Source organism: Sagittula sp. NFXS13, from assembly GCF_040148795.1.
In the GTDB taxonomy this organism is placed as follows: Bacteria; Pseudomonadota; Alphaproteobacteria; order Rhodobacterales; family Rhodobacteraceae; genus Sagittula; species Sagittula marina.
The window spans coordinates 63,693-80,970 of the sequence record NZ_JAGEMH010000005.1; the positions used below are offsets into that span (position 1 = coordinate 63,693).

Genomic DNA, 17,278 nt, shown 5'->3' on the forward strand with positions numbered 1-17,278 from the left:
TCCACCGAATCGGTAGCGTTGACAGGATCAGGGGATACGGGCTATCTCAAGAGTGCGAGAAATGAGAGAGCTCTCCGGGACCAGTCCTGGGGGGCTTTTCTTTTGTCCTGTTGTCGTGCCTCCTTGGGGTTCAGGTTTCGGGGTCTTCTGCCTGCTCGGACATCCAGCGGGCATGAAGGTTGAGCATCACCTCTTCGGCATTGGCGTTCATCCAGTCTGCGAAACCGGCACCGTCCGAGGCGGGGATTGTGAGGGTCAGCGCGTTTTCACTGCGCTTGACCTTGGCGAGGGCAAAGCCATGCGGGCTGAGCACTTTACGCGCGCGGGGCAGGGCGGGTTTGACCGCCTTTGGCGCGGGCGCATGGGTGGCCCAGGAAAGCACCTGCTCGAACCGCACGTCGCTGTCGTTGATGCCGTCCAACGCAGGCAGGCGGTCAAGGGCGCGGTCGCGGTTGGCGGGGACTTCCATCGCCTCGGCCAGCTTGAGCCAGCGGTCGCGGCCAATGCCGGGGGCGGAGCCGATCTGTTTGAGAAAGTCGATTTCGAAGGCGCGGCCCGTGCGCAGCATCCGGCTGACCATGGGCATGTCGATCGACAGAGCCGCGGCGATTGTCGGCCGTTCATAGCCAAGCGATTCGAGTTGCGCGGCAAAGCTGGCCTTTTCGATGAAGGACAGGTCGCGGCGCGCGGTGTTTTCCTGACCCTGGGCCAGCACAAGCGCGTGGTCGTCGAGGTGACGCACCATCGCCTTGACCGGCATGCCAAGCGCCTTGAGCGCGCGCAGACGGCGGCGGCCATAGACGATTTCATACTCGCCGGGTTTGGCGTGGTGGGGACGCACCAGAACGGGCACTTGCTGGCCGTATTGGCGCAGGCTGTCCTGTAGGGTCTGGTCTGCCTCGGCATCCGTGCCAAGCCGGTCGGTGACGCCCGCGTCGTGGATCAGATCCGGGGCGAGGTCCTGGACCGCGTTCTCCTGCAGTTTGGTGAGAGAGCTTTGCAAGGCCCCGACCGCACCGCGTGGGCCTGCGGGAGCCCGCCGGCCGGTGGTCGGGCTGTCAGAGGTGCCTGTGCTCAGAATTCCTTTACGTGCCATCAGCGTCCTCCTCAGCGGCCCCAGGCCTGTTGCAGAAGCATTTCGATCTCGTCGTTGACCGCGTTCAGGGATTCCATCGCGCGGTCGTAAGTGGATCGGTGAAAGGCGGAGCGTTCCACCTCGTAAATGGTTTGCTGCGTCAGCCCGGCGTCGGAGATCGCGGTGGATTTCAGCATGGGGGAGGTCATGACTTCCTCCCCAAAGAGCTGGCGCAAGAAGGCCACGACCTGTTGCTGCGGGCCGTCGGAGGGCTCGTAACGGTTTATGAGGAAACGTAAAAAGTCGAATTCCATGCGCGCGCCAGCGTTCGAGACCACGTCGAGCAGGTCAGCTGACATCTGGAGGAACTGAGACATTGACGCAACGTCAAGCATATTGGGGACAACGGTGATCAGCACGCCCGTCGAGGCACACAGCGCGGACATGGTGAGGTAACCCAACTGCGGCGGACAGTCGAAGATGATGATGTCGTACTGGTCCTCGACCTCTTGCAATGCGGCGGCCATACGGGCGTAGAACGGCGGCTGGACGTTGTTGCGCAGCGCGGTCGGGGTCTCGTGCTCGAACTCTTGCAGGATCAGGCCGCCGGGGGCGAGGTGCAGGTTCGGGAAGTAGGTTTCCTGAATGATCTCGGAGAAGGGCAGGGGGTCATCGTAGCGGATCGCGTCGTAAATGCTGCCCGAATGCAGGAAGTCGTATTCGGGCTGATAGCCGAACAGCGAGGTGAGCGAGGCCTGCGGGTCGATGTCCACGGCGAGAACGCGATAGCCCTTGAGCGCAAACCGCTGGGCGGCGTGGATCGAGGAGGTGGTCTTGCCCGAGCCGCCCTTGAAGTTGAGGAAGGAGAGGACCTGGACCTTCTCGCCCTCGGCGCGGCCTCTGAGGTAGGCGCCTTTGGTTTTGGCTTTGTCTTCAAGGATATGGCGGATGTTCAGCACGTCCTGGGCCGAGTAGTGGCGGCGGCCTCCGGCGGTGGTGTGCACGTCCGGCACGCGTTCCTCGAAGTGCAGCTTGCGCAGGAAGGAGGCGGAGATGCCCAGCAGGTCGGCGGCTTCGCCAGCCGAGAAGAGCCGCAGCTCCTTGCGCGCATCGGGGGCGAAGCTCTTGAGCAAATGCTGCTCCAGCGCGCCCGCAAGGTTTTGCGCGTTCTCCCGAATACGGGTATTGATGGTGATGGGCTGGCTCACTGCCATCGTCTGTCCGCCTCGTTGCTTTTGGCGTTGGTCCCGTGACTGAGGCTTTTTCGTGGCCCCTTCGTCTGGAACGCTGTTTTCCGCCAACGCTTTGTTTTCCGTTTCTTTACGAAAGGGAGAGGGGTCTTGGCAACTGTTTCTTGGAGGTGGGAGGCCGGTGCGGGGGAAGTTTTCCGAGGCTTCGTTCATGTTATACGTGCAGAGGCGTGGTTAAGCGTCTGATAATTAATGGTAAATTAAATTTTTTGCAGGTGGTGGATTTTTCTCGGGCTGATGCACGGATACGGGCGACGCGGTGGTCCTGACGGTGACCGGGCGGAGGGCGTACGAATCGTTATCCCGAAGGTTATCCACAGGCGTGTGCGCTTGGGCGGATGCAATTTCATGGGCTTGGCCGTGGCGTTGTGCGATCGGGGCGTGCTATGAATGAGGTCCGGTGCGGGCACGCCTGAGCCGACGTAGTGTTAAGGTGAGGGGCAGGGCCATGAGTGGCGCGACACAGTCTGATGAGACGGGCAAGGATGCGCCCCGGCCTTTGCACAGTGCCAGCATCGCGGCCACGCTGGAGGCGGAGATCGTCGCCGGCACATATGCCGCCGGGGAAAAGCTGGATGAGCAATCGCTGACCAAACGGTTTGGCGTGTCGCGGACCCCGATCCGGGAGGCGCTGCACGAGCTTGTGGCGCGGTCGCTGGCAGATCGACAGCCGTACAAGGGCGTGATCGTGGCCGATATCTCTCGCGAGCGGGTGGAGCAGATGTTCGAGGCGATGGCCGAGGTGGAGGCGCTCTGCGGCCGTTTTGCGGCAGAACGTATGACCATGGGCGAGCGGGTCGCTCTGGAAGAGCTGCACGCCACGATGGAGCGCCTGTCGCAATCGGGCGCGCAGGACGACTATGACGCGGCGAACACGCGGTTTCACCAGCTGATTTTTGACGGGACGCGCAACGTGGATCTGACCGGTCTGGCGAATACGCTGCGGCTGAAACTGGCGCCGTTCCGCAAGTTCCAGCTGCAAAGCGGCCTGCGCATGGAGCGGTCGCACGCGGAGCATGAAGAGATCGTGCAGGCGCTGTTGGACCGTGATCCCAAACGCACCGAAAAGGCATTGCGGCGGCACCTGATGAGTGCCGCGCGCGAGGTTTTGACACGGATGACCTGAGGGGTCAGCTGAAGGCCGCCATCAGCATCCGTACCGCCGTGATGGCGAGGAAGACGGCAAAGGCGCGCTTGATCCAGATGCCGTCGAGGCTGTGCGCCAGTTTTGCGCCCAAGGGGGCAAAGCCCACGGTGAAGGGCAGGATCAACAGGGCGGCTGGCAGGCTGACGTAGCCCAGCGACAGCGGCGGACGATCCGGCAGGCCCCAGCCGGAGATGATGAAGCCAGCCATGGCGGGCAGGGCAATCAGGATGCCAAAGGCACTGGCGGTGCCCACCGCGCGGCGGATTTCAAAGGAAAAGGCCGACAGGGTGGGGACGGAGAGCGTGCCGCCGCCAATGCCCATGAGCGCGGAAATCAGGCCGATCACCAGCGACATGGCCCCGTTTGCGGCGCGGCTTTTGGGCAGCTGATCTGCGATGACCAGCGTTTTCGGCGTAGACATGTTGATCGCGACCAGGATGGCGATACTGCCGAACAGGATTTTCAGCCCTGCGGGGTCGATGAAACGCGCCCCCAGCCCGCCTGCCAAGGCGCCGATCATCAGACCCGGCCCCCAGCGTTTCATCAGGTCCACATCCACCGCGCCGCGCTTGTGATGCGCGCGGGCCGAGGAGATGGAGGTAAAGATGATCGTCGCAAGCGAGGTCGCAACGGCCATATGCATCGACAGCTCTGCGGGGAACTGGATGAAGGTCAGAATCCAGAACAGCACAGGCACGAGGACGATGCCGCCGCCCACGCCCAGAAGGCCCGCCATGATACCGGCGAGGATGGCTGCGGCGATGACGCCTGCGATGATCGGCACGAGGTCCAGCATGTCTTGGGTCTTTCGTTAGAATACAAGGGCGGCGCCGTCGGCGCGCGGGTCGGAGGCGGCCTCGATCAGGCCGGTGTCATGGCGCACCACGGCGCCGGCGTGCCCTGCGAGGTTGGAGTAGGGCGGGATCATCTCAACCTTGTGGCCTGCTTTGGTCAGCGCATCAATCAAGGCGGGGTCAAAGCGGTCTTCGAGTTTGAGCGATGTGGTGTCGTCGCCCCATGTCTTGCCCAGCAGCCAGCGCGGCGCGGTGACAGCCTGTTGCAGGTCCATGCCAAAGGCGACGTGGCGGGTGAAGACGGCGGCCTGGGTCTGCGGCTGGCCTTCGCCCCCCATGGTGCCATAGGCCATGACGCGGCCATCGGTCAGCCGGGCGAGCGCCGGGTTGAGCGTGTGGAACGGTTTGTGACCGGGTTTGAGTTGGTTGGGTCCGGGGGTCAGGCTGAACCCCGCGCCTCGGTTTTGGAAGAAGACGCCGGTGTCGGGGCAGGTGAGGCCGGAGCCGAACTCCCAGTAAACGCTCTGGATGAAGCTGACCACCGTGCCGTCGGCGTCGGCGGCGCCCATCCAGATGGTGTCGCCGTCCTTTGGCTCATGCGGCCAGGGCAGGGCGGTTTGCGGGTCGATCCTGGCGGCGAGCTGGTCGAGGCGGTCGCCGGTCAGCCAGTCCTGCGCCGGGGTGGCCATGGCGCGGGGGTCGCCCAGTTCGGCGTTGCGCTGGAGGAAAGCTTGTTTCGTCGCTTCGATCAGCCCGTGCAGGTGGTCGAAACCTTCGCCGGTGCTGACACCGAGGCGGTCGAACAGCGCGAGGATCATCAGCGAGGAGATGCCCTGGGTCGGGGCGATCATGTTATAGAGCGTGCCGTGCGAGGTTTCGACGCTGAGGGGTGTGACCTGTTCTGCGGTCTGGCCGGCAAAGTCGGCGGCGCGCAGCGGGCTGCCATTGGCCTCGAGGAAGGCGGCGTGGGTTTTGGCAATGTCGCCGATGTAGAAGCTGGACAGGCCGTGATCTGCCAGCGATTGCAGGGTGTCGGCCAGCGCGGGTTGGCGCATCAGGTGGCCGGGGGCGGGGGGCTGGCCGTCGACGAGGAAGGTCTCGGCAAAGCCGGGCACATCGCGCAGCCCGTCGAGCTTGTCCGTCGTGGTGCGGGACTGGTTGCCGGTGACGGCGATGCCGTCGCGGGCGTAGGCAATGGCGCTGGCCAGCAGGTCCGACAACGGCAGGCGGCGGGTTTCGGGGACGAGCGACAGCGCGGCTTCCCACCCGCCGATGGTGCCCGGCACGGTGAGGGCAGCGGCACCGCCGCGGGTCGGCAGGGCGGTGTGGCCCTGATCGTCGTACCACTGTGGCGTGGCCAGCGCCGCGGCGTGACCGCAGGCGGAAATGCCGATGGGGGCCTCGCCGGGGCGCGAGATGATCCAGAAGCCGTCGCCGCCGATGCCGTTCATATGCGGATAGGTGACCGCGATGGTGCTGGCGCTGGCGACCATCGCCTCGATCGCGGTGCCGCCTCGGGCGAGGATTTCCTGTCCCGCGAGGGCCGCGGCGCGATGGGGGGCAGACACCGCCCCCCTATACCCGAGTGCAGAGTGCAGCATGATTTACCATCCGATTGCTTGGGGCAGCCACGTGGCCAGCCCGGGGAAAGAGAACACCAGCGCCAGCCCGATCAATTGCAGGCCGATGAAGGGCAGGACGCCTTTGTAGATGTCCCACGTCTTGACCTGCGGCGGGGCGACGCCTTTGAGAAAGAACAGTGCCCAGCCGAAGGGCGGCGTCAGGAACGAGGTTTGCAGGTTCACCGCCACGAGAATCGCGATCCACGCCATGTCCACGCCCGCGTTCATGAAGATCGGCAGGAACAGCGGCAGGGCGATGTAGGAAATCTCGATCCATTCGAGGAAGAACCCCAGCACAAACAGCAGCACCATCAAGAAGAAGATCTGCCCGTTGATCCCGCCCGGCACCATGGCAAAGGCATCATGCACGAGGTTTTCGCCACCCAGGCCCCGGAACGCAAGGCCGAAGGGCTGCGCAAAGATCAGGATCAGGAACACCATCGCGGAGGTGACAAACGCGCCGCGCACCGCGTCGCGCATCACGCCGAAGGACAGTTTGCCCGACATCGCCGCCAGGACGATGGAGCCGAGCGCGCCCATGGAGGCGGCCTCTGTCGGGGCGGCGATGCCGCCAATGATGGACCCCAGAACTGCGATGATCAGGGCGATGGGCGGCAGCACCACGCGCAACAGCTTTTTGCCCAGGTCGGCACGCGACAGGGCGGCGCGTTCCTCGGCGGGGATGGCAGGCAGGGCGAGGGGTTTGAAGAACCCCAGGATCAGGACGTAAGCGACGAACAACCCCGAGAGCAGCAGGCCGGGGAACAGCGCGGCGGCAAACAGCGTGCCGACGGATTCGCCCATGATGTCAGCCAGCAGGATCAGCACCAGCGAGGGCGGGATGATCTGGCCCAGCGTGCCGGAGGCGCAGATCACGCCGCAGGCGACGCCGGTGTCATAGCCTCGGTTCAGGACCGGCCCCAGCGCGATCAGTCCCATGGTGACGACCGTTGCGCCGACAACGCCAGAGGCCGCGCCCATCAGGACGCCCACGAGGATGATCGCCAGCGCCATGCCACCGCGCAAGCCGCCCATGGCAAAGCCGATCACGTCCAAAAGCTCTTCGGCGATCTTGGATTTCTCCAGCATGATGCCCATGAAGATGAACAAGGGCAGGGCGAGCAGCGTGTAATTGGTGATGACGCCAAAGATGCGTGCGGGCAGCAGGGTAAACAGGAACGAGCCAAACCCGGCGTAGCCAAACACAAAGCCGGTGACGCCAAGGCAGACCGCCACGGGCACGCCCGCCAGCAACATCAGGAAGAATGCGCCGATCATCACCAGCGCCAGAATTTCGGTATAGGGCATGTCAGCGGACCCCTTTGGGACGCAGCAGCGTCAGCAGTGCATGGCCGGTCATGGCGAGGCTTTGGATGGCGAGCAGGATGAAGGCCACGGGCAGGCAGGCCTTCAGCAGGTAGCGGTAGCCAAGGCCGCCGGGATCGGGGGAGCCTTCGTTGATGGAATAGCTTGCGTCCACATAGGCGAGGCTGAGGTAGGCGATCAGCAGGGCCACGGCGGTCATCAGCACCGCGCTGACGACGTCGATGGCAGCCTGCACGCGGGGCGGAAACTTGGCATAGGCGATGTCGACGCGGACTTCGCCGCCCTGGTTCAGACCGTAGGCCATGCCAAACAGCGCGCCAACAGCCATGAGATGCCACTCGGCCTCTTGCAAGGCGACGGAGCCGTAGGAAAACAGGTAGCGCGAGAGCACGTTGAACGCGACCAGAAGGACAAGGGCCAGACCGCTCCATGCTGCGATCTGGCCGGTGATGCGAACGATGCCATGGGCACCGTTCGTCAGTTTTTCGAGCGTTGCGATCATGCGCGTCAGCCCGGCAAGCCGTAGAGCGGCTTTTCGGACACGGCGGCCCAGGCGGCGTGCTCGGTCTTGAAGGCGGTGAAGGCGTCGTGGACCTTTTTCACCTGCGCATCCTGAGCGGCGAAGTCGGCCAGCACGGTGTCGGTCGCGGTTTTCAGTTCGGCCACCACATCGTCGGGCAGGGTCTGGGCAATGACGCCGTCGTTTTCGACCAGATCCTTGAGCGCCTCGGCGTTGTTGGCCTCGCACCATGTGTGGCTTTCGAGGTTGCAGGCCATGGCGGCGACCTTGACGATTTCCTGAAGGTCGGCGGGCAGGCTGTTCCACGCCTGCGTGGACATCAGCAGTTCGGTGACGTTCGACGGTTCATGCCAGCCGGTGGTGTAGTAGTATTTCGCGGCGTTTTGCAGGCCGAGGCGACGGTCCTGATAGGGGCCGACAAATTCCGCCGCGTCGATCACGCCGCGTTCCAGCGCGGGGAAGATCTCGCCTCCGGGCAGCAGTTTCACATCGACGCCAAGGGTGGCGTAGACTTTGCCGGCGAGGCCGGGGATGCGCATCTTCAGGTTCTGGAAGTCCGCGACGGAGTCGATGGGTTCGCGGAACCAGCCGGTCATCTGAACGCCGGTGTTGCCCATGGGCAGCGCCTTCAGGCCGAGCGGTTCGTAGAGTTCGTCCCACAGCTCCATCCCGCCGCCATGGTAGAGCCAAGCGTTCATGCCTTGGAAGTTCATGCCGAAGGGGACGGTGGTGAAATACTGCGCCGCCGGGATCTTGCCCGCCCAGAAGTAGGCGTTGGCGGCGTTCATTTCGATCGCGCCGGAGCGCACGGCGTCGAAGCCTTCGAGTGCGGGGATCAGCTCGCCTGCGGCGAAGTGCTGGATCTTGAGGCGGCCATCGGACATCGCCTCGACCTTTTTGCAGAAGTCGGTGGGGCTGCCGGGGCCTTCGACGTAGAAGGGCGAGCCCGGGCCGTAGGCGTTGGTCATCTTCCAGTTGAAGGTGGATTGGGCGCGGGCCACGGCGGGCGCGGCAAGGGCGCCGGTGCCGAGGGTGGCAGAGGTCGTGAGGAACGTGCGGCGGTCCATGTCAGATCCTTTCGGTGATCGGTGTCATGGGGGCAGGTTCCTGCAGAAACGGGTGTGGGCCAGACTGCGTCGACGCAGCGAGCGGTCTTTGCCCCACTTTGTATACAAAATCCGCCAAAGTAAATCGTTTTGGATACAAATTGCGCAGAATGTGAAGACCGGGCGCGGTGTTGGATCGGGCGAAAGTGGTACTCTCTGTCGGGCGCGGTCTGTGCTGGACAGGGGCGCGGCGGCGGAGGACACTGGGCAAACCCTTGAAAACAGGTAGGTCGATGGCCCGGATCCTTTTGATGAACCCGAACAGCAATGCAGCCACCACGGCGGCGATGGTGCGGATTGCCCGGACGATTCTACCCGATGTGCAGGGATGGACCGCGCCGAGCGGCCCGCCGATGATCGTGGACGCTGCGGCATTGGACGCGGCGGCGGAGTTGGTGGCCGGAGCCGATCTGCCTGCGGTGCGCGGGGTGATCGTCTCGGCCTTTGGGGATCCGGGGCAGGGGGCGCTGGCGCGGCGCTTGTCCTGCCCGGTGGTCGGCATCGGGGGCGCGGCGGCCGTGGCGGCGGCAGCGCACGGGGCGTTTGCGGTGGCAACGACGACGCCGGGGCTACGCGGGCGGATCGATGCGCTGATGTCGGCGCAGGAAGGCTATCTGGGCTGTTTTTTGACCGAAGGCGATCCGTTGGACTTGATGGCGGACCCGGAGCGGTTGGACGCGGCTTTGCGTGTCGCGGCGGAGCGTTCGGTCGCGGCTGGGGCCGAGGCTGTGATCATCGGCGGTGGCCCCTTGGGGGAGGCGGCAGAGCGCCTGTCAGCGCAGGTTTGCGTGCCGCTGATTTCGCCCATTCGTGCGGCAGCGCAGCGTCTCGAAAACCGCCTGACGGACGGTTGACGGACCAACCACTGCTTGATTCTGGCGTCAAACGCCTGCTGTCTGCTCATTAATGCGGCAGTGCAGCATTATTGTGCACAACATCTATGCGGATGGGTCGAGATTGTCGACAATCATCCCCGCTTGACACGTTTCTTCGCTGGTCAGGAGGAACGCCGCGTTGCCACGGTTTGCGCACAGACGGGCCGCGTCAGGTTCGACTGACGGCAAACAAAGGGACCGCGCCCAGATGTGCGGCACGCAACGGAGAGGTACATATGTCAATTTTTGGAAAGGGGTTCACCGCCCTGGCGACCGCCGTGGTCTTGGCCGGCGGCACTGTCGCACAGGCTGAGGGCACGCTGCGGATCGGCATGACGGCGGCGGATATTCCGCTGACCACCGGCCAGACCGACCAGGGCGGCGAAGGCATGCGGTTCATGGGCTACACGGTCTACGACTCGTTGATCGAATGGGACCTGACGAGCGCGGACAAGGCCTCGACCCTGATCCCCGGTCTGGCGACGGAATGGTCGGTGGGCGAGGATAAGCTGACCTGGACGTTCACGCTGCGCGATGGTGTGACGTTCCACGATGGATCACCGCTGACCGCCGAGGTCGTGGTCTGGAACCTGGACAAGCTGCTGGATGACACGTCGGAGCAATACGACAGCCGTCAGGCCGCGCAGGGCAAATCCCGTATCCCGGCTGTGGCGTCCTACGAGGTGGTCGACGATCTGACGCTGACGATCACGACCAACGAACCCGACGCGACGCTGCCCTACCAGCTGGCGTGGATCGTGATGTCGTCCAAGGCCAACTGGGAAGCCATGGACAAGGATTGGGAAAAGGTCGCCATGTCGCCCTCGGGTACCGGTCCGTGGAAGCTGACCGAGTTCGTGCCGCGGGAACGTGCCGTGCTTGTGCCGTTCGAGGACTACTGGGACGAAAGCCGCATTCCGCAGCTTGACGAGATGATCCTGATCCCTCTGCCGGAGCCGAACGCCCGCGCCGCCGCGCTGATGTCCGGTCAGGTCGACTGGATCGAGGCCCCCGCGCCCGACACCATCCCCGCGATGGAAGCCAACGGATTCAAGATTTCGTCCAACGCCTATCCGCACAACTGGACGTGGCACCTGAGCCGTGTCGAAGGCTCGCCCTGGAACGATATCAAGGTGCGCAAGGCCGCCAACATGGCGATTGACCGCGAGTCCATGATGCCGCTGCTGGGCGGTTTGATGATCCCGGCGAAGGGCTTCTTGCCGCCGTCGTCCAACTGGTTCGGCGAACCGGAATTCGACCCGTCCTACGACCTCGAAGCTGCCCGGGCACTGATGGAAGAGGCCGGCTACGGTCCGGACAACCACCTGGAGGTCAAGGCGCTGATTTCTCCGTCGGGGTCGGGCCAGATGCTGCCGCTGCCGATGAACGAGTTCGTTCAGCAAAGCCTCGCAGAGGCGTGGATCGACGTGGAATTCTCCGTCGTGGAATGGAACCAGATGATCAACCTGTGGCGTGCAGGCGCCGAGGATGAGGCGGTGGATGGCGCGCAGTCCATCAACTTTACCTACTTCATCCAGGACCCGTTCACCGGCCTGATCCGTCACCTCGATTGCAACCTGATCGCGCCGAACGGCACCAACTGGGGCCACTATTGCGACCCGGAAATGCAGGCGCTGTTCGAGAAGATCAAAACCACCTTTGATCCCGAAGAGCAGGAAGCCGTTCTGCAGGAAACGCACGAGAAATACGTCAACGACGCGCTGTTTTTGTTCGTGACGCATGACGTGGCGCCGCGCGCGCTGTCGCCCAAGGTCGAAGGCTTTGTGCAGGCGCAGAACTGGTATCAGAACTTCTCCTCCATCACGATGGCGGACTAAGACCAAAGCCCCCGCCCGTGCCGTGGGGTGCGGGCGGGGGATCACGACTTTTGTGGAAGGCGCGATCCCTTGCTGACCTATCTCATCCGACGTCTTATCCTTGTGCTTCCGGTGGCCTTTGGCGTGTCGGTCATCTGCTTTCTGCTGGTGCAGATCGCGCCCGGTGACCCGCTGACCGCCATTATGCCGGTGGATGCCACCGCCGAGGAACAGGACGCCATGCGCGCGGCCTATGGCCTCGATAAACCGCTGCCAATCCAATACGCCATCTGGATCGGCAACCTTGTCCAGGGCGACATGGGCAAGTCCATCGCCACCGGACGTCCCGTCGCCGGAGAGGTGTTCGGCGCGGTGCAGAATTCGCTGTTGCTGGCGGTGTCCGCTGCGGTCATCGCCTTTCCCATCGGGACCGCGCTGGGGTTCCTTGCGGGCTATTTCCGCGACACGCTGGTGGACCGGGGCGTCACGGCCATCTCCATCGCCGGGGTGTCGGTGCCGAACTACTGGCTGGGCATCGTGCTGGTCATCATATTCTCGGTCAATCTGGGGTGGTTGCCGTCCATGGGCGCCGGTCCGGGCGGATCGTCCGAGTGGCAGTGGAACTGGGAGCATATGCGCCATCTGGTGCTGCCCGCCGTGACGCTGGCCGTGGTGCCCATTGGCATCGTGGCGCGCACGGTGCGGGCGCTGGCCGGCGATATCCTGAGCCAGGATTTCGTCGATGCGCTTTATGCCAAGGGGATGAGCCGCGTCGATGTGCTGCGCCACGTGGCGCGCAATGCCGCCGCCACGGCGCTGTCGGTGATGGGGCTGCAACTTGGCTACCTGCTGGGCGGGTCGATCCTGATCGAGACGGTGTTCAACTGGCCCGGCTCCGGCTTTTTGTTGTCGAACGCGATTTTCCAGCGCGATCTGCCGCTGTTGCAGGGCACGATCCTTGTGCTGGCGCTGTTCTTTGTCGCGATGAACCTGATTGTCGATGTGGCGCAGGCCGCCATCGACCCCCGCATCCAGAGGACCTGACCCATGGCCCTGACTGACACCACGGGCGCACAGGCGGTCGAGCCTGCGCCCATCGAAAAGCCCCAAGGCTATTGGTCCGGCGTGGGCGCGCGTCTGGTGCGTGACCCGTTGACGATGATCTGTGCGGGGGTCGTGCTGGCGTTGATTTTGGCGGCTGTCTTTGCGCCTCTGCTTGGCCTTGCTGATCCTTACAAAGGGTCGATGATCGCCCGCCTGAAACCGCTGGGCACCGAAGGCCATATCCTTGGCACCGACGAGCAGGGGCGCGATATGCTGGCCCGGCTGATCTATGGGGGGCGGCTGACGCTGTTCATTGGCCTGATGCCGGTGGTGCTGGCGTTCTTTATCGGCTCCGCGCTGGGGATCACCGCAGGCTATGTGGGGGGGCTGACCAACACCATCATCATGCGCACGGTTGACGTGTTCTTTGCCTTCCCCTCGGTGCTGCTGGCGATTGCCATTTCCGGGGCGCTGGGGGCGGGGATCGCCAATTCGCTGGTCTCGCTGACCATCGTGTTCATCCCGCCGATCACCCGCGTCGCGGAGGCCGTGACCAGCGGTGTGCGGGCGCTGGATTACATCGACGCGGCGCGGGCGACCGGCGCCAACGCCTGGACGGTGATCCGCGTGCATGTGATCGGCAACGTACTGTCGCCGATCTTTGTCTATGCCACCTCGCTGACGAGCGTGTGCATGATCCTGGCCGCCGGTCTGTCGTTCCTTGGCATCGGTGTGCGCCCGCCGGAACCGGAGTGGGGGCTGATGCTCAACACGCTGCGGTCGGCGATTTACGTCAACCCGTGGCTGTCGGCGCTGCCCGGCGTGATGATCTTTATCACCTCGCTGTGTCTGAACCTGCTGAGCGATGGCCTGAGGAGTGCAATGAATGTCCGTGACTGAAACCTACGCCCCGAGCGCCGACACCGGCGGCCCCGGCCAGCCCCTGCTGATCGTGCGGGACTTGCAGAAACATTTTCCCGTGAGCGGTGGCCTGCTGGGCCGCACGCAGGCCAAGGTGCAGGCGGTCGACGGGGTGTCCTTTTCTGTGAAGAAAGGCGAGACCTTGGGCATCGTCGGCGAAAGCGGCTGTGGCAAGTCCACCACCGCCAAGCTGTTGATCGGCCTGACGGAAAAGGACAGGGGCGAGATCATCTTTGACGGTCATGCGCTGGGTGAACGGCTGTCGCTGAAAGATCTTCGCCGCGGCGTGCAGATGGTGTTTCAGGACAGCTACGCCACGCTGAACCCGCGCCTGACGATCCTCGATTCCGTGGCTTTTGGCGCGCAGGTGCAGGGGCTTGCCGATCCGCAGGGACTGGCGCGCAAGATGATGGACCGCGTGGGGCTGGACCCCAACCGCTTTGCCCATCGCTATCCGCATGAGCTCTCCGGTGGGCAGCGGCAGCGGGTGAACATCGCGCGGGCGCTGGCCATGTCGCCGCGCCTTGTGGTGCTGGACGAGGCGGTGTCGGCGCTGGACAAGTCGGTGGAGGCGCAGGTGCTGAACCTGCTGGGCGATCTGCGCGCCGAGTTCGGGCTGACCTATATTTTCATCTCTCACGATCTGAACGTGGTGCGCTTTATCTCGGACCGGATTCTGGTGATGTATCTGGGCGAGGTGGTGGAGGTCGCGCCGGTGGACAGCATCTGGGCAGAGCAGGCGCATCCCTACACGCGCTCGCTGTTTTCGGCGATGCCGTCGATGGACCCGGACGACCGCACCAAGGAGCCGCCACTGGTGGGCGATCCGCCGAACCCGATAAATCCGCCGAAGGGCTGCCGGTTTCACACGCGCTGCCGCTTTGCCGCGGAGGCGTGCAAGACCAAGGTGCCGAAGCTAGCGGGGCTGAGCGGCAACGCAGATCACCTTGTGGCCTGCCATTTGCACGATGCGGCCTCGGGCCATCCGAAGGCAGGGCAGGGGGTGCCGGCATGATCCTGTCGCGTCCCGCCAAACCCTGTCGCGCGCCGTTCTGGACCGCCCCGGCCCCTGACCCTCAGGAGGGAACATGACCAAGCTTCTGGAGATCAACGACCTGACCGTACGCTTTTCCGGCAAGCGGACGGTACATGCGATCAACAACGTGTCCTTGTCGATGGAGCAGGGAGAGACGCTGGCGCTGCTGGGCGAAAGCGGCTCTGGCAAGTCGGTGACGCTGAAGGCGTTGCTGGGTCTTTTGCCGCCGAAACGGTCCTCGGTGGAGGGCAGCATCCACGTCAACGGCACGGATGTGCTGTCGCTGTCGGGCAAGGCGCTGCAACGCTATCGCGGGGCGGAGGTGTCGATGGTGTTCCAGGAACCGGCGCTGGCGCTGGACCCGGTGTACACCGTGGGCCACCAGATCGCGGAATCGGTGATGCGCCACAAGGGGGTGAGCAAGGCCGACGCCCTGTCCACCGCTCTGGACATGCTCGACCGGGTGCGCATTCCGTCGGCCAATCGCCGGCTGCACAGCTATCCGCATGAGCTGTCGGGCGGGATGCGGCAACGGGTGATGATCGCGCTGGCGCTGGCCTGTCGCCCGCGCCTGTTGCTGGCGGATGAGCCGACCACGGCGCTGGATGCCACGGTTCAGATCCAGATCCTGCTGCTGCTGCGCGAGTTGCAGAAAGAGTTCGGCATGGGCGTGATCTTTGTCACCCATGACATTGGCGTGGCGGTGGAAATCTCGGAGCGGGTTGCGGTGATGTATGCCGGACAGATCGTCGAAGAGGGCACCACCCGCGAGATCATCCGCGACGGGCGGCACCCCTATACGCAAGGGCTGTTGGCGGCAAACCTGCATGACGTGGCGCGCGGGGCGCGGCTGAACGCCATTCCCGGCGCGCCACCCGCGCTGGAGGTCAAGCCGGACGCCTGTCCCTTTGCCCCGCGCTGTGCCCATGTGATGCCGGCCTGTCGCGTGGCGCTGCCGCCGATGGTCACGACCGAAGGCCGCCGCCGCGTGGCGTGCCTGCACGCCGATGCTGTTGTGGCTGCTGAATAGGATGGATGTATGCTGATCGAAAATGACCCCTATCGCTGTTTCATGCCCTATCCAGGGGTGGAGGTGCCCTCTGGCGCAGGTCCGTTGGATGGGCTGACGCTGGCGGTGAAAGACCTCTATGACGTGGCGGGCTATCGCACTGGGTCGGGCTGCCCCACCGCGCTGGCCATGTCGGAGGTGAAGACCGAGAGCGCCCCGGCGGTGCAGGCTTTGCTCGACGCGGGCGCACGGTTCGTGGGCAAGACCCATACCGATGAGCTGGCCTGGTCGCTGTATGGCATGAACGCGCATTTCGGCACGCCGGTGAACCCCGCCGCGCCGGACCGCATTCCGGGCGGGTCGTCCTCTGGGTCGGCGGTGGCGGTGGCCGGGGGCCTGTGCGACATCGCGCTTGGCACGGACACCGGCGGGTCGGTGCGCGCGCCTGCGAGCTTCTGCGGGATCTGGGGGATGCGGCCCACGCATGGGCGGGTGTCGCTGGACCTGACGCAGCCCTTGGGGCGCAGCTATGACACGGCGGGTGTTTTTGCCCGCGACGGCGGGACCCTTCTGCGGGCCATGTCGGTGCTGATGGTCGAGGATGTGGAGGTGGCAGAGCCGCGTTTCCTCAAGCCGTTGGAGATGTGGGGTTTCCTCGGGGAGGCGCAGCGGACGGTTCTGGAGGATGCCTTTGCCGGGGTGAAGGCCGCGCCCTTGGAGGGGCTGTATCCCGGTGGGATCGACGCAGTGTATCAGAGCTTTCTCACCACCATGAGCGCGGATGCAAAGCGCGATGTGGTGCCGTTCATCCGCTCGTCCGGGATGCCGATGGTGCGCGGGATCGACGGACGCGCGGCGGCGGCTGAGGCGTTGACCGGCGCGCAGGCGGCCGACGGCCAGGCGGCGCGGGAGGCGTTCCGCGCCCATGTGGACGCGGTGCTGGGACGCGACGGCGTGCTGCTGGCTCCGGTTGTTCACGATGCGCCCTTCAGGCTGGATGCGCCGGTGGAGGTGTTCGACGACTACCGCCATCAGGCCATGCGGTTGCTGTGTGTCGCGGGGATGGCTGGCTTGCCGCAGGTGGTGATGCCTGCGGGGCGGGTGGACGGTGCGCCTTATGGGGTGTCGCTGATCGGACCGCGCGGATCGGATCTGTCGCTGATCCGGCTGGCCGTGCAAATCGCGGCGGGTTTGCCGCAGGCGGTGGTCGCATGAGCTGTCCGATTGAGGCCAAGCTGGTGGAGATGGGTCTGGCGCTGCCGCCCTCTGCGCCGTCGCGTGCGTTGTTTCTGCCGGGCAAGATCACCGGCAACCTGTTGTTCCTGTCGGGGCAGATTTGCGAATGGGAAGGCGTGCCGCAGTATTTCGGCCCGGTTCCAGAGGTTTTTGACATGGCCGAAGGGCAGGCGGCGGCGCGGATGTGCGCGCTGAACCTGTTGTTCTGCATCAAGCAGTTGGCCGGATCGCTGGACGCGGTGGCGGAGGTCGTGCGGTTGGGCGGCTTTGTCGCCGCGCCGCCGGAGTTCGGTGAAGGCCCGATGATCGTCAACGGGGCGTCTCAGCTGTTGATCGACCTCTATGGCGACAGGGGCCGCCATGCGCGCACGGCGGTCAACGTGTCCTCCCTGCCCGCCAACGCGTTGGTCGAAGTGGATGCGGTGATCGAGCTGCGCTAGGGTTTGGCGGGTGCGCGCCGCGCTGGAGGCGACAGCGCGCACACCGAAAAAGGGTTTGGC

At 64.7% G+C, this 17,278-nt stretch carries 16 protein-coding genes; 9 read left to right on the plus strand and 7 right to left on the minus strand.

The window, feature by feature from the left end; genetic code table 11:
• Positions 1 to 130 precede the first annotated feature (130 nt).
• Complete coding sequence (repB, locus tag J4E08_RS12460) at positions 131 to 1,096, minus strand: plasmid partitioning protein RepB (RefSeq protein WP_349538778.1); 966 nt, start codon at positions 1,094 to 1,096, stop codon at positions 131 to 133.
• A gap of 11 nt (positions 1,097 to 1,107) precedes the next feature.
• Positions 1,108 to 2,289 carry a plasmid partitioning protein RepA gene (repA, locus tag J4E08_RS12465; RefSeq protein ID WP_502949269.1) on the minus strand — a complete coding sequence of 394 codons (1,182 nt, stop codon included), beginning with the start codon at positions 2,287 to 2,289 and terminating at the stop codon, positions 1,108 to 1,110.
• Between the two features lie 484 nt (positions 2,290 to 2,773).
• On the opposite strand from repA, the gene J4E08_RS12470 reads away from it, so the two are divergent.
• Entirely contained in the window at positions 2,774 to 3,451 is a 678-nt protein-coding gene (locus J4E08_RS12470) for a GntR family transcriptional regulator (protein ID WP_183968085.1), read from the plus strand.
• 4 nt (positions 3,452 to 3,455) lie between these two features.
• Here the strand turns inward: J4E08_RS12470 and J4E08_RS12475 are convergent, their stop codons facing one another.
• Genes J4E08_RS12475 through J4E08_RS12495 form a run of 5 tightly spaced genes read right to left on the minus strand, consistent with a single transcriptional unit; the run spans position 3,456 to position 8,801 of the window.
• Entirely contained in the window at positions 3,456 to 4,268 is an 813-nt protein-coding gene (locus tag J4E08_RS12475) for a sulfite exporter TauE/SafE family protein (RefSeq protein WP_183968087.1), read from the minus strand.
• 15 nt (positions 4,269 to 4,283) lie between these two features.
• Positions 4,284 to 5,867 (minus strand): gamma-glutamyltransferase family protein, encoded by a 1,584-nt coding sequence (locus J4E08_RS12480; RefSeq protein ID WP_349538779.1) that lies wholly within the window; start codon positions 5,865 to 5,867, stop codon positions 4,284 to 4,286.
• Positions 5,868 to 5,870: 3 nt separating this feature from the next.
• On the minus strand, positions 5,871 to 7,196 hold the full coding sequence (locus J4E08_RS12485) for a TRAP transporter large permease (RefSeq protein WP_349538780.1): 1,326 nt from the start codon (positions 7,194 to 7,196) through the stop codon (positions 5,871 to 5,873).
• Between the two features lies 1 nt (position 7,197).
• Positions 7,198 to 7,716: a TRAP transporter small permease subunit gene (locus J4E08_RS12490; RefSeq protein ID WP_183968093.1), complete on the minus strand. Its 519-nt coding sequence runs from the start codon at positions 7,714 to 7,716 to the stop codon at positions 7,198 to 7,200.
• A 5-nt stretch (positions 7,717 to 7,721) separates the two neighbouring features.
• A complete protein-coding gene (locus J4E08_RS12495) occupies positions 7,722 to 8,801 on the minus strand; it encodes a TRAP transporter substrate-binding protein (protein ID WP_349538781.1) in 1,080 nt (359 codons plus the stop codon).
• 272 nt (positions 8,802 to 9,073) lie between these two features.
• Here J4E08_RS12495 and J4E08_RS12500 point away from each other — a divergent pair, with 272 nt between their 5' ends.
• The 8 genes from J4E08_RS12500 to J4E08_RS12535 all read left to right on the plus strand — a co-directional run bounded on the left by J4E08_RS12500 (position 9,074) and on the right by J4E08_RS12535 (position 17,218).
• The gene (locus J4E08_RS12500) at positions 9,074 to 9,694 is read left to right on the plus strand and encodes an aspartate/glutamate racemase family protein (RefSeq protein ID WP_349538782.1); all 621 of its coding nucleotides are present in this window, start codon (positions 9,074 to 9,076) and stop codon (positions 9,692 to 9,694) included.
• 257 nt (positions 9,695 to 9,951) lie between these two features.
• Complete coding sequence (locus tag J4E08_RS12505; protein WP_349538783.1) at positions 9,952 to 11,553, plus strand: ABC transporter substrate-binding protein; 1,602 nt, start codon at positions 9,952 to 9,954, stop codon at positions 11,551 to 11,553.
• A gap of 69 nt (positions 11,554 to 11,622) precedes the next feature.
• Positions 11,623 to 12,576, plus strand: coding sequence for an ABC transporter permease (locus J4E08_RS12510; RefSeq protein WP_183968101.1), 954 nt, complete (start codon positions 11,623 to 11,625; stop codon positions 12,574 to 12,576).
• Between the two features lie 3 nt (positions 12,577 to 12,579).
• A complete protein-coding gene (locus J4E08_RS12515; protein ID WP_349538784.1) occupies positions 12,580 to 13,476 on the plus strand; it encodes an ABC transporter permease in 897 nt (298 codons plus the stop codon).
• On the plus strand, positions 13,463 to 14,512 hold the full coding sequence (locus J4E08_RS12520) for an ABC transporter ATP-binding protein (RefSeq protein WP_349538785.1): 1,050 nt from the start codon (positions 13,463 to 13,465) through the stop codon (positions 14,510 to 14,512). Before J4E08_RS12515 ends, J4E08_RS12520 begins: the two co-directional genes overlap by 14 nt.
• Positions 14,513 to 14,585: 73 nt before the next feature.
• The gene (locus J4E08_RS12525; RefSeq protein ID WP_349538786.1) at positions 14,586 to 15,563 is read left to right on the plus strand and encodes an ABC transporter ATP-binding protein; all 978 of its coding nucleotides are present in this window, start codon (positions 14,586 to 14,588) and stop codon (positions 15,561 to 15,563) included.
• Between the two features lie 9 nt (positions 15,564 to 15,572).
• Positions 15,573 to 16,757 carry an amidase gene (locus tag J4E08_RS12530; RefSeq protein ID WP_349538787.1) on the plus strand — a complete coding sequence of 395 codons (1,185 nt, stop codon included), beginning with the start codon at positions 15,573 to 15,575 and terminating at the stop codon, positions 16,755 to 16,757.
• Positions 16,754 to 17,218, plus strand: a complete 465-nt coding sequence (locus tag J4E08_RS12535) for a RidA family protein (RefSeq protein ID WP_349538788.1) — start codon at positions 16,754 to 16,756, stop codon at positions 17,216 to 17,218. The genes J4E08_RS12530 and J4E08_RS12535 overlap by 4 nt, the downstream gene beginning before the upstream one ends.
• The last annotated feature ends 60 nt before the right edge of the window (positions 17,219 to 17,278 follow it).

Bases quoted from the DNA above. Each gene is read 5' to 3' on its own strand.
- J4E08_RS12480 (WP_349538779.1), bottom strand. From the start codon at position 5,867: ATGCTGCACTCTGCACTCGGGTATAGGGGGGCGGTGTCTGCCCCCCAT.
- J4E08_RS12490 (WP_183968093.1), bottom strand. From the start codon at position 7,716: ATGATCGCAACGCTCGAAAAACTGACGAACGGTGCCCATGGCATCGTT.
- J4E08_RS12520 (WP_349538785.1), top strand. From the start codon at position 13,463: ATGTCCGTGACTGAAACCTACGCCCCGAGCGCCGACACCGGCGGCCCC.
- J4E08_RS12485 (WP_349538780.1), bottom strand. From the start codon at position 7,196: ATGCCCTATACCGAAATTCTGGCGCTGGTGATGATCGGCGCATTCTTC.
- J4E08_RS12495 (WP_349538781.1), bottom strand. From the start codon at position 8,801: ATGGACCGCCGCACGTTCCTCACGACCTCTGCCACCCTCGGCACCGGC.
- J4E08_RS12525 (WP_349538786.1), top strand. From the start codon at position 14,586: ATGACCAAGCTTCTGGAGATCAACGACCTGACCGTACGCTTTTCCGGC.
- repA (WP_502949269.1), bottom strand. From the start codon at position 2,289: ATGGCAGTGAGCCAGCCCATCACCATCAATACCCGTATTCGGGAGAAC.
- J4E08_RS12530 (WP_349538787.1), top strand. From the start codon at position 15,573: ATGCTGATCGAAAATGACCCCTATCGCTGTTTCATGCCCTATCCAGGG.
- J4E08_RS12470 (WP_183968085.1), top strand. From the start codon at position 2,774: ATGAGTGGCGCGACACAGTCTGATGAGACGGGCAAGGATGCGCCCCGG.
- J4E08_RS12515 (WP_349538784.1), top strand. From the start codon at position 12,580: ATGGCCCTGACTGACACCACGGGCGCACAGGCGGTCGAGCCTGCGCCC.
- J4E08_RS12500 (WP_349538782.1), top strand. From the start codon at position 9,074: ATGGCCCGGATCCTTTTGATGAACCCGAACAGCAATGCAGCCACCACG.
- J4E08_RS12475 (WP_183968087.1), bottom strand. From the start codon at position 4,268: ATGCTGGACCTCGTGCCGATCATCGCAGGCGTCATCGCCGCAGCCATC.
- J4E08_RS12505 (WP_349538783.1), top strand. From the start codon at position 9,952: ATGTCAATTTTTGGAAAGGGGTTCACCGCCCTGGCGACCGCCGTGGTC.
- repB (WP_349538778.1), bottom strand. From the start codon at position 1,096: ATGGCACGTAAAGGAATTCTGAGCACAGGCACCTCTGACAGCCCGACC.
- J4E08_RS12535 (WP_349538788.1), top strand. From the start codon at position 16,754: ATGAGCTGTCCGATTGAGGCCAAGCTGGTGGAGATGGGTCTGGCGCTG.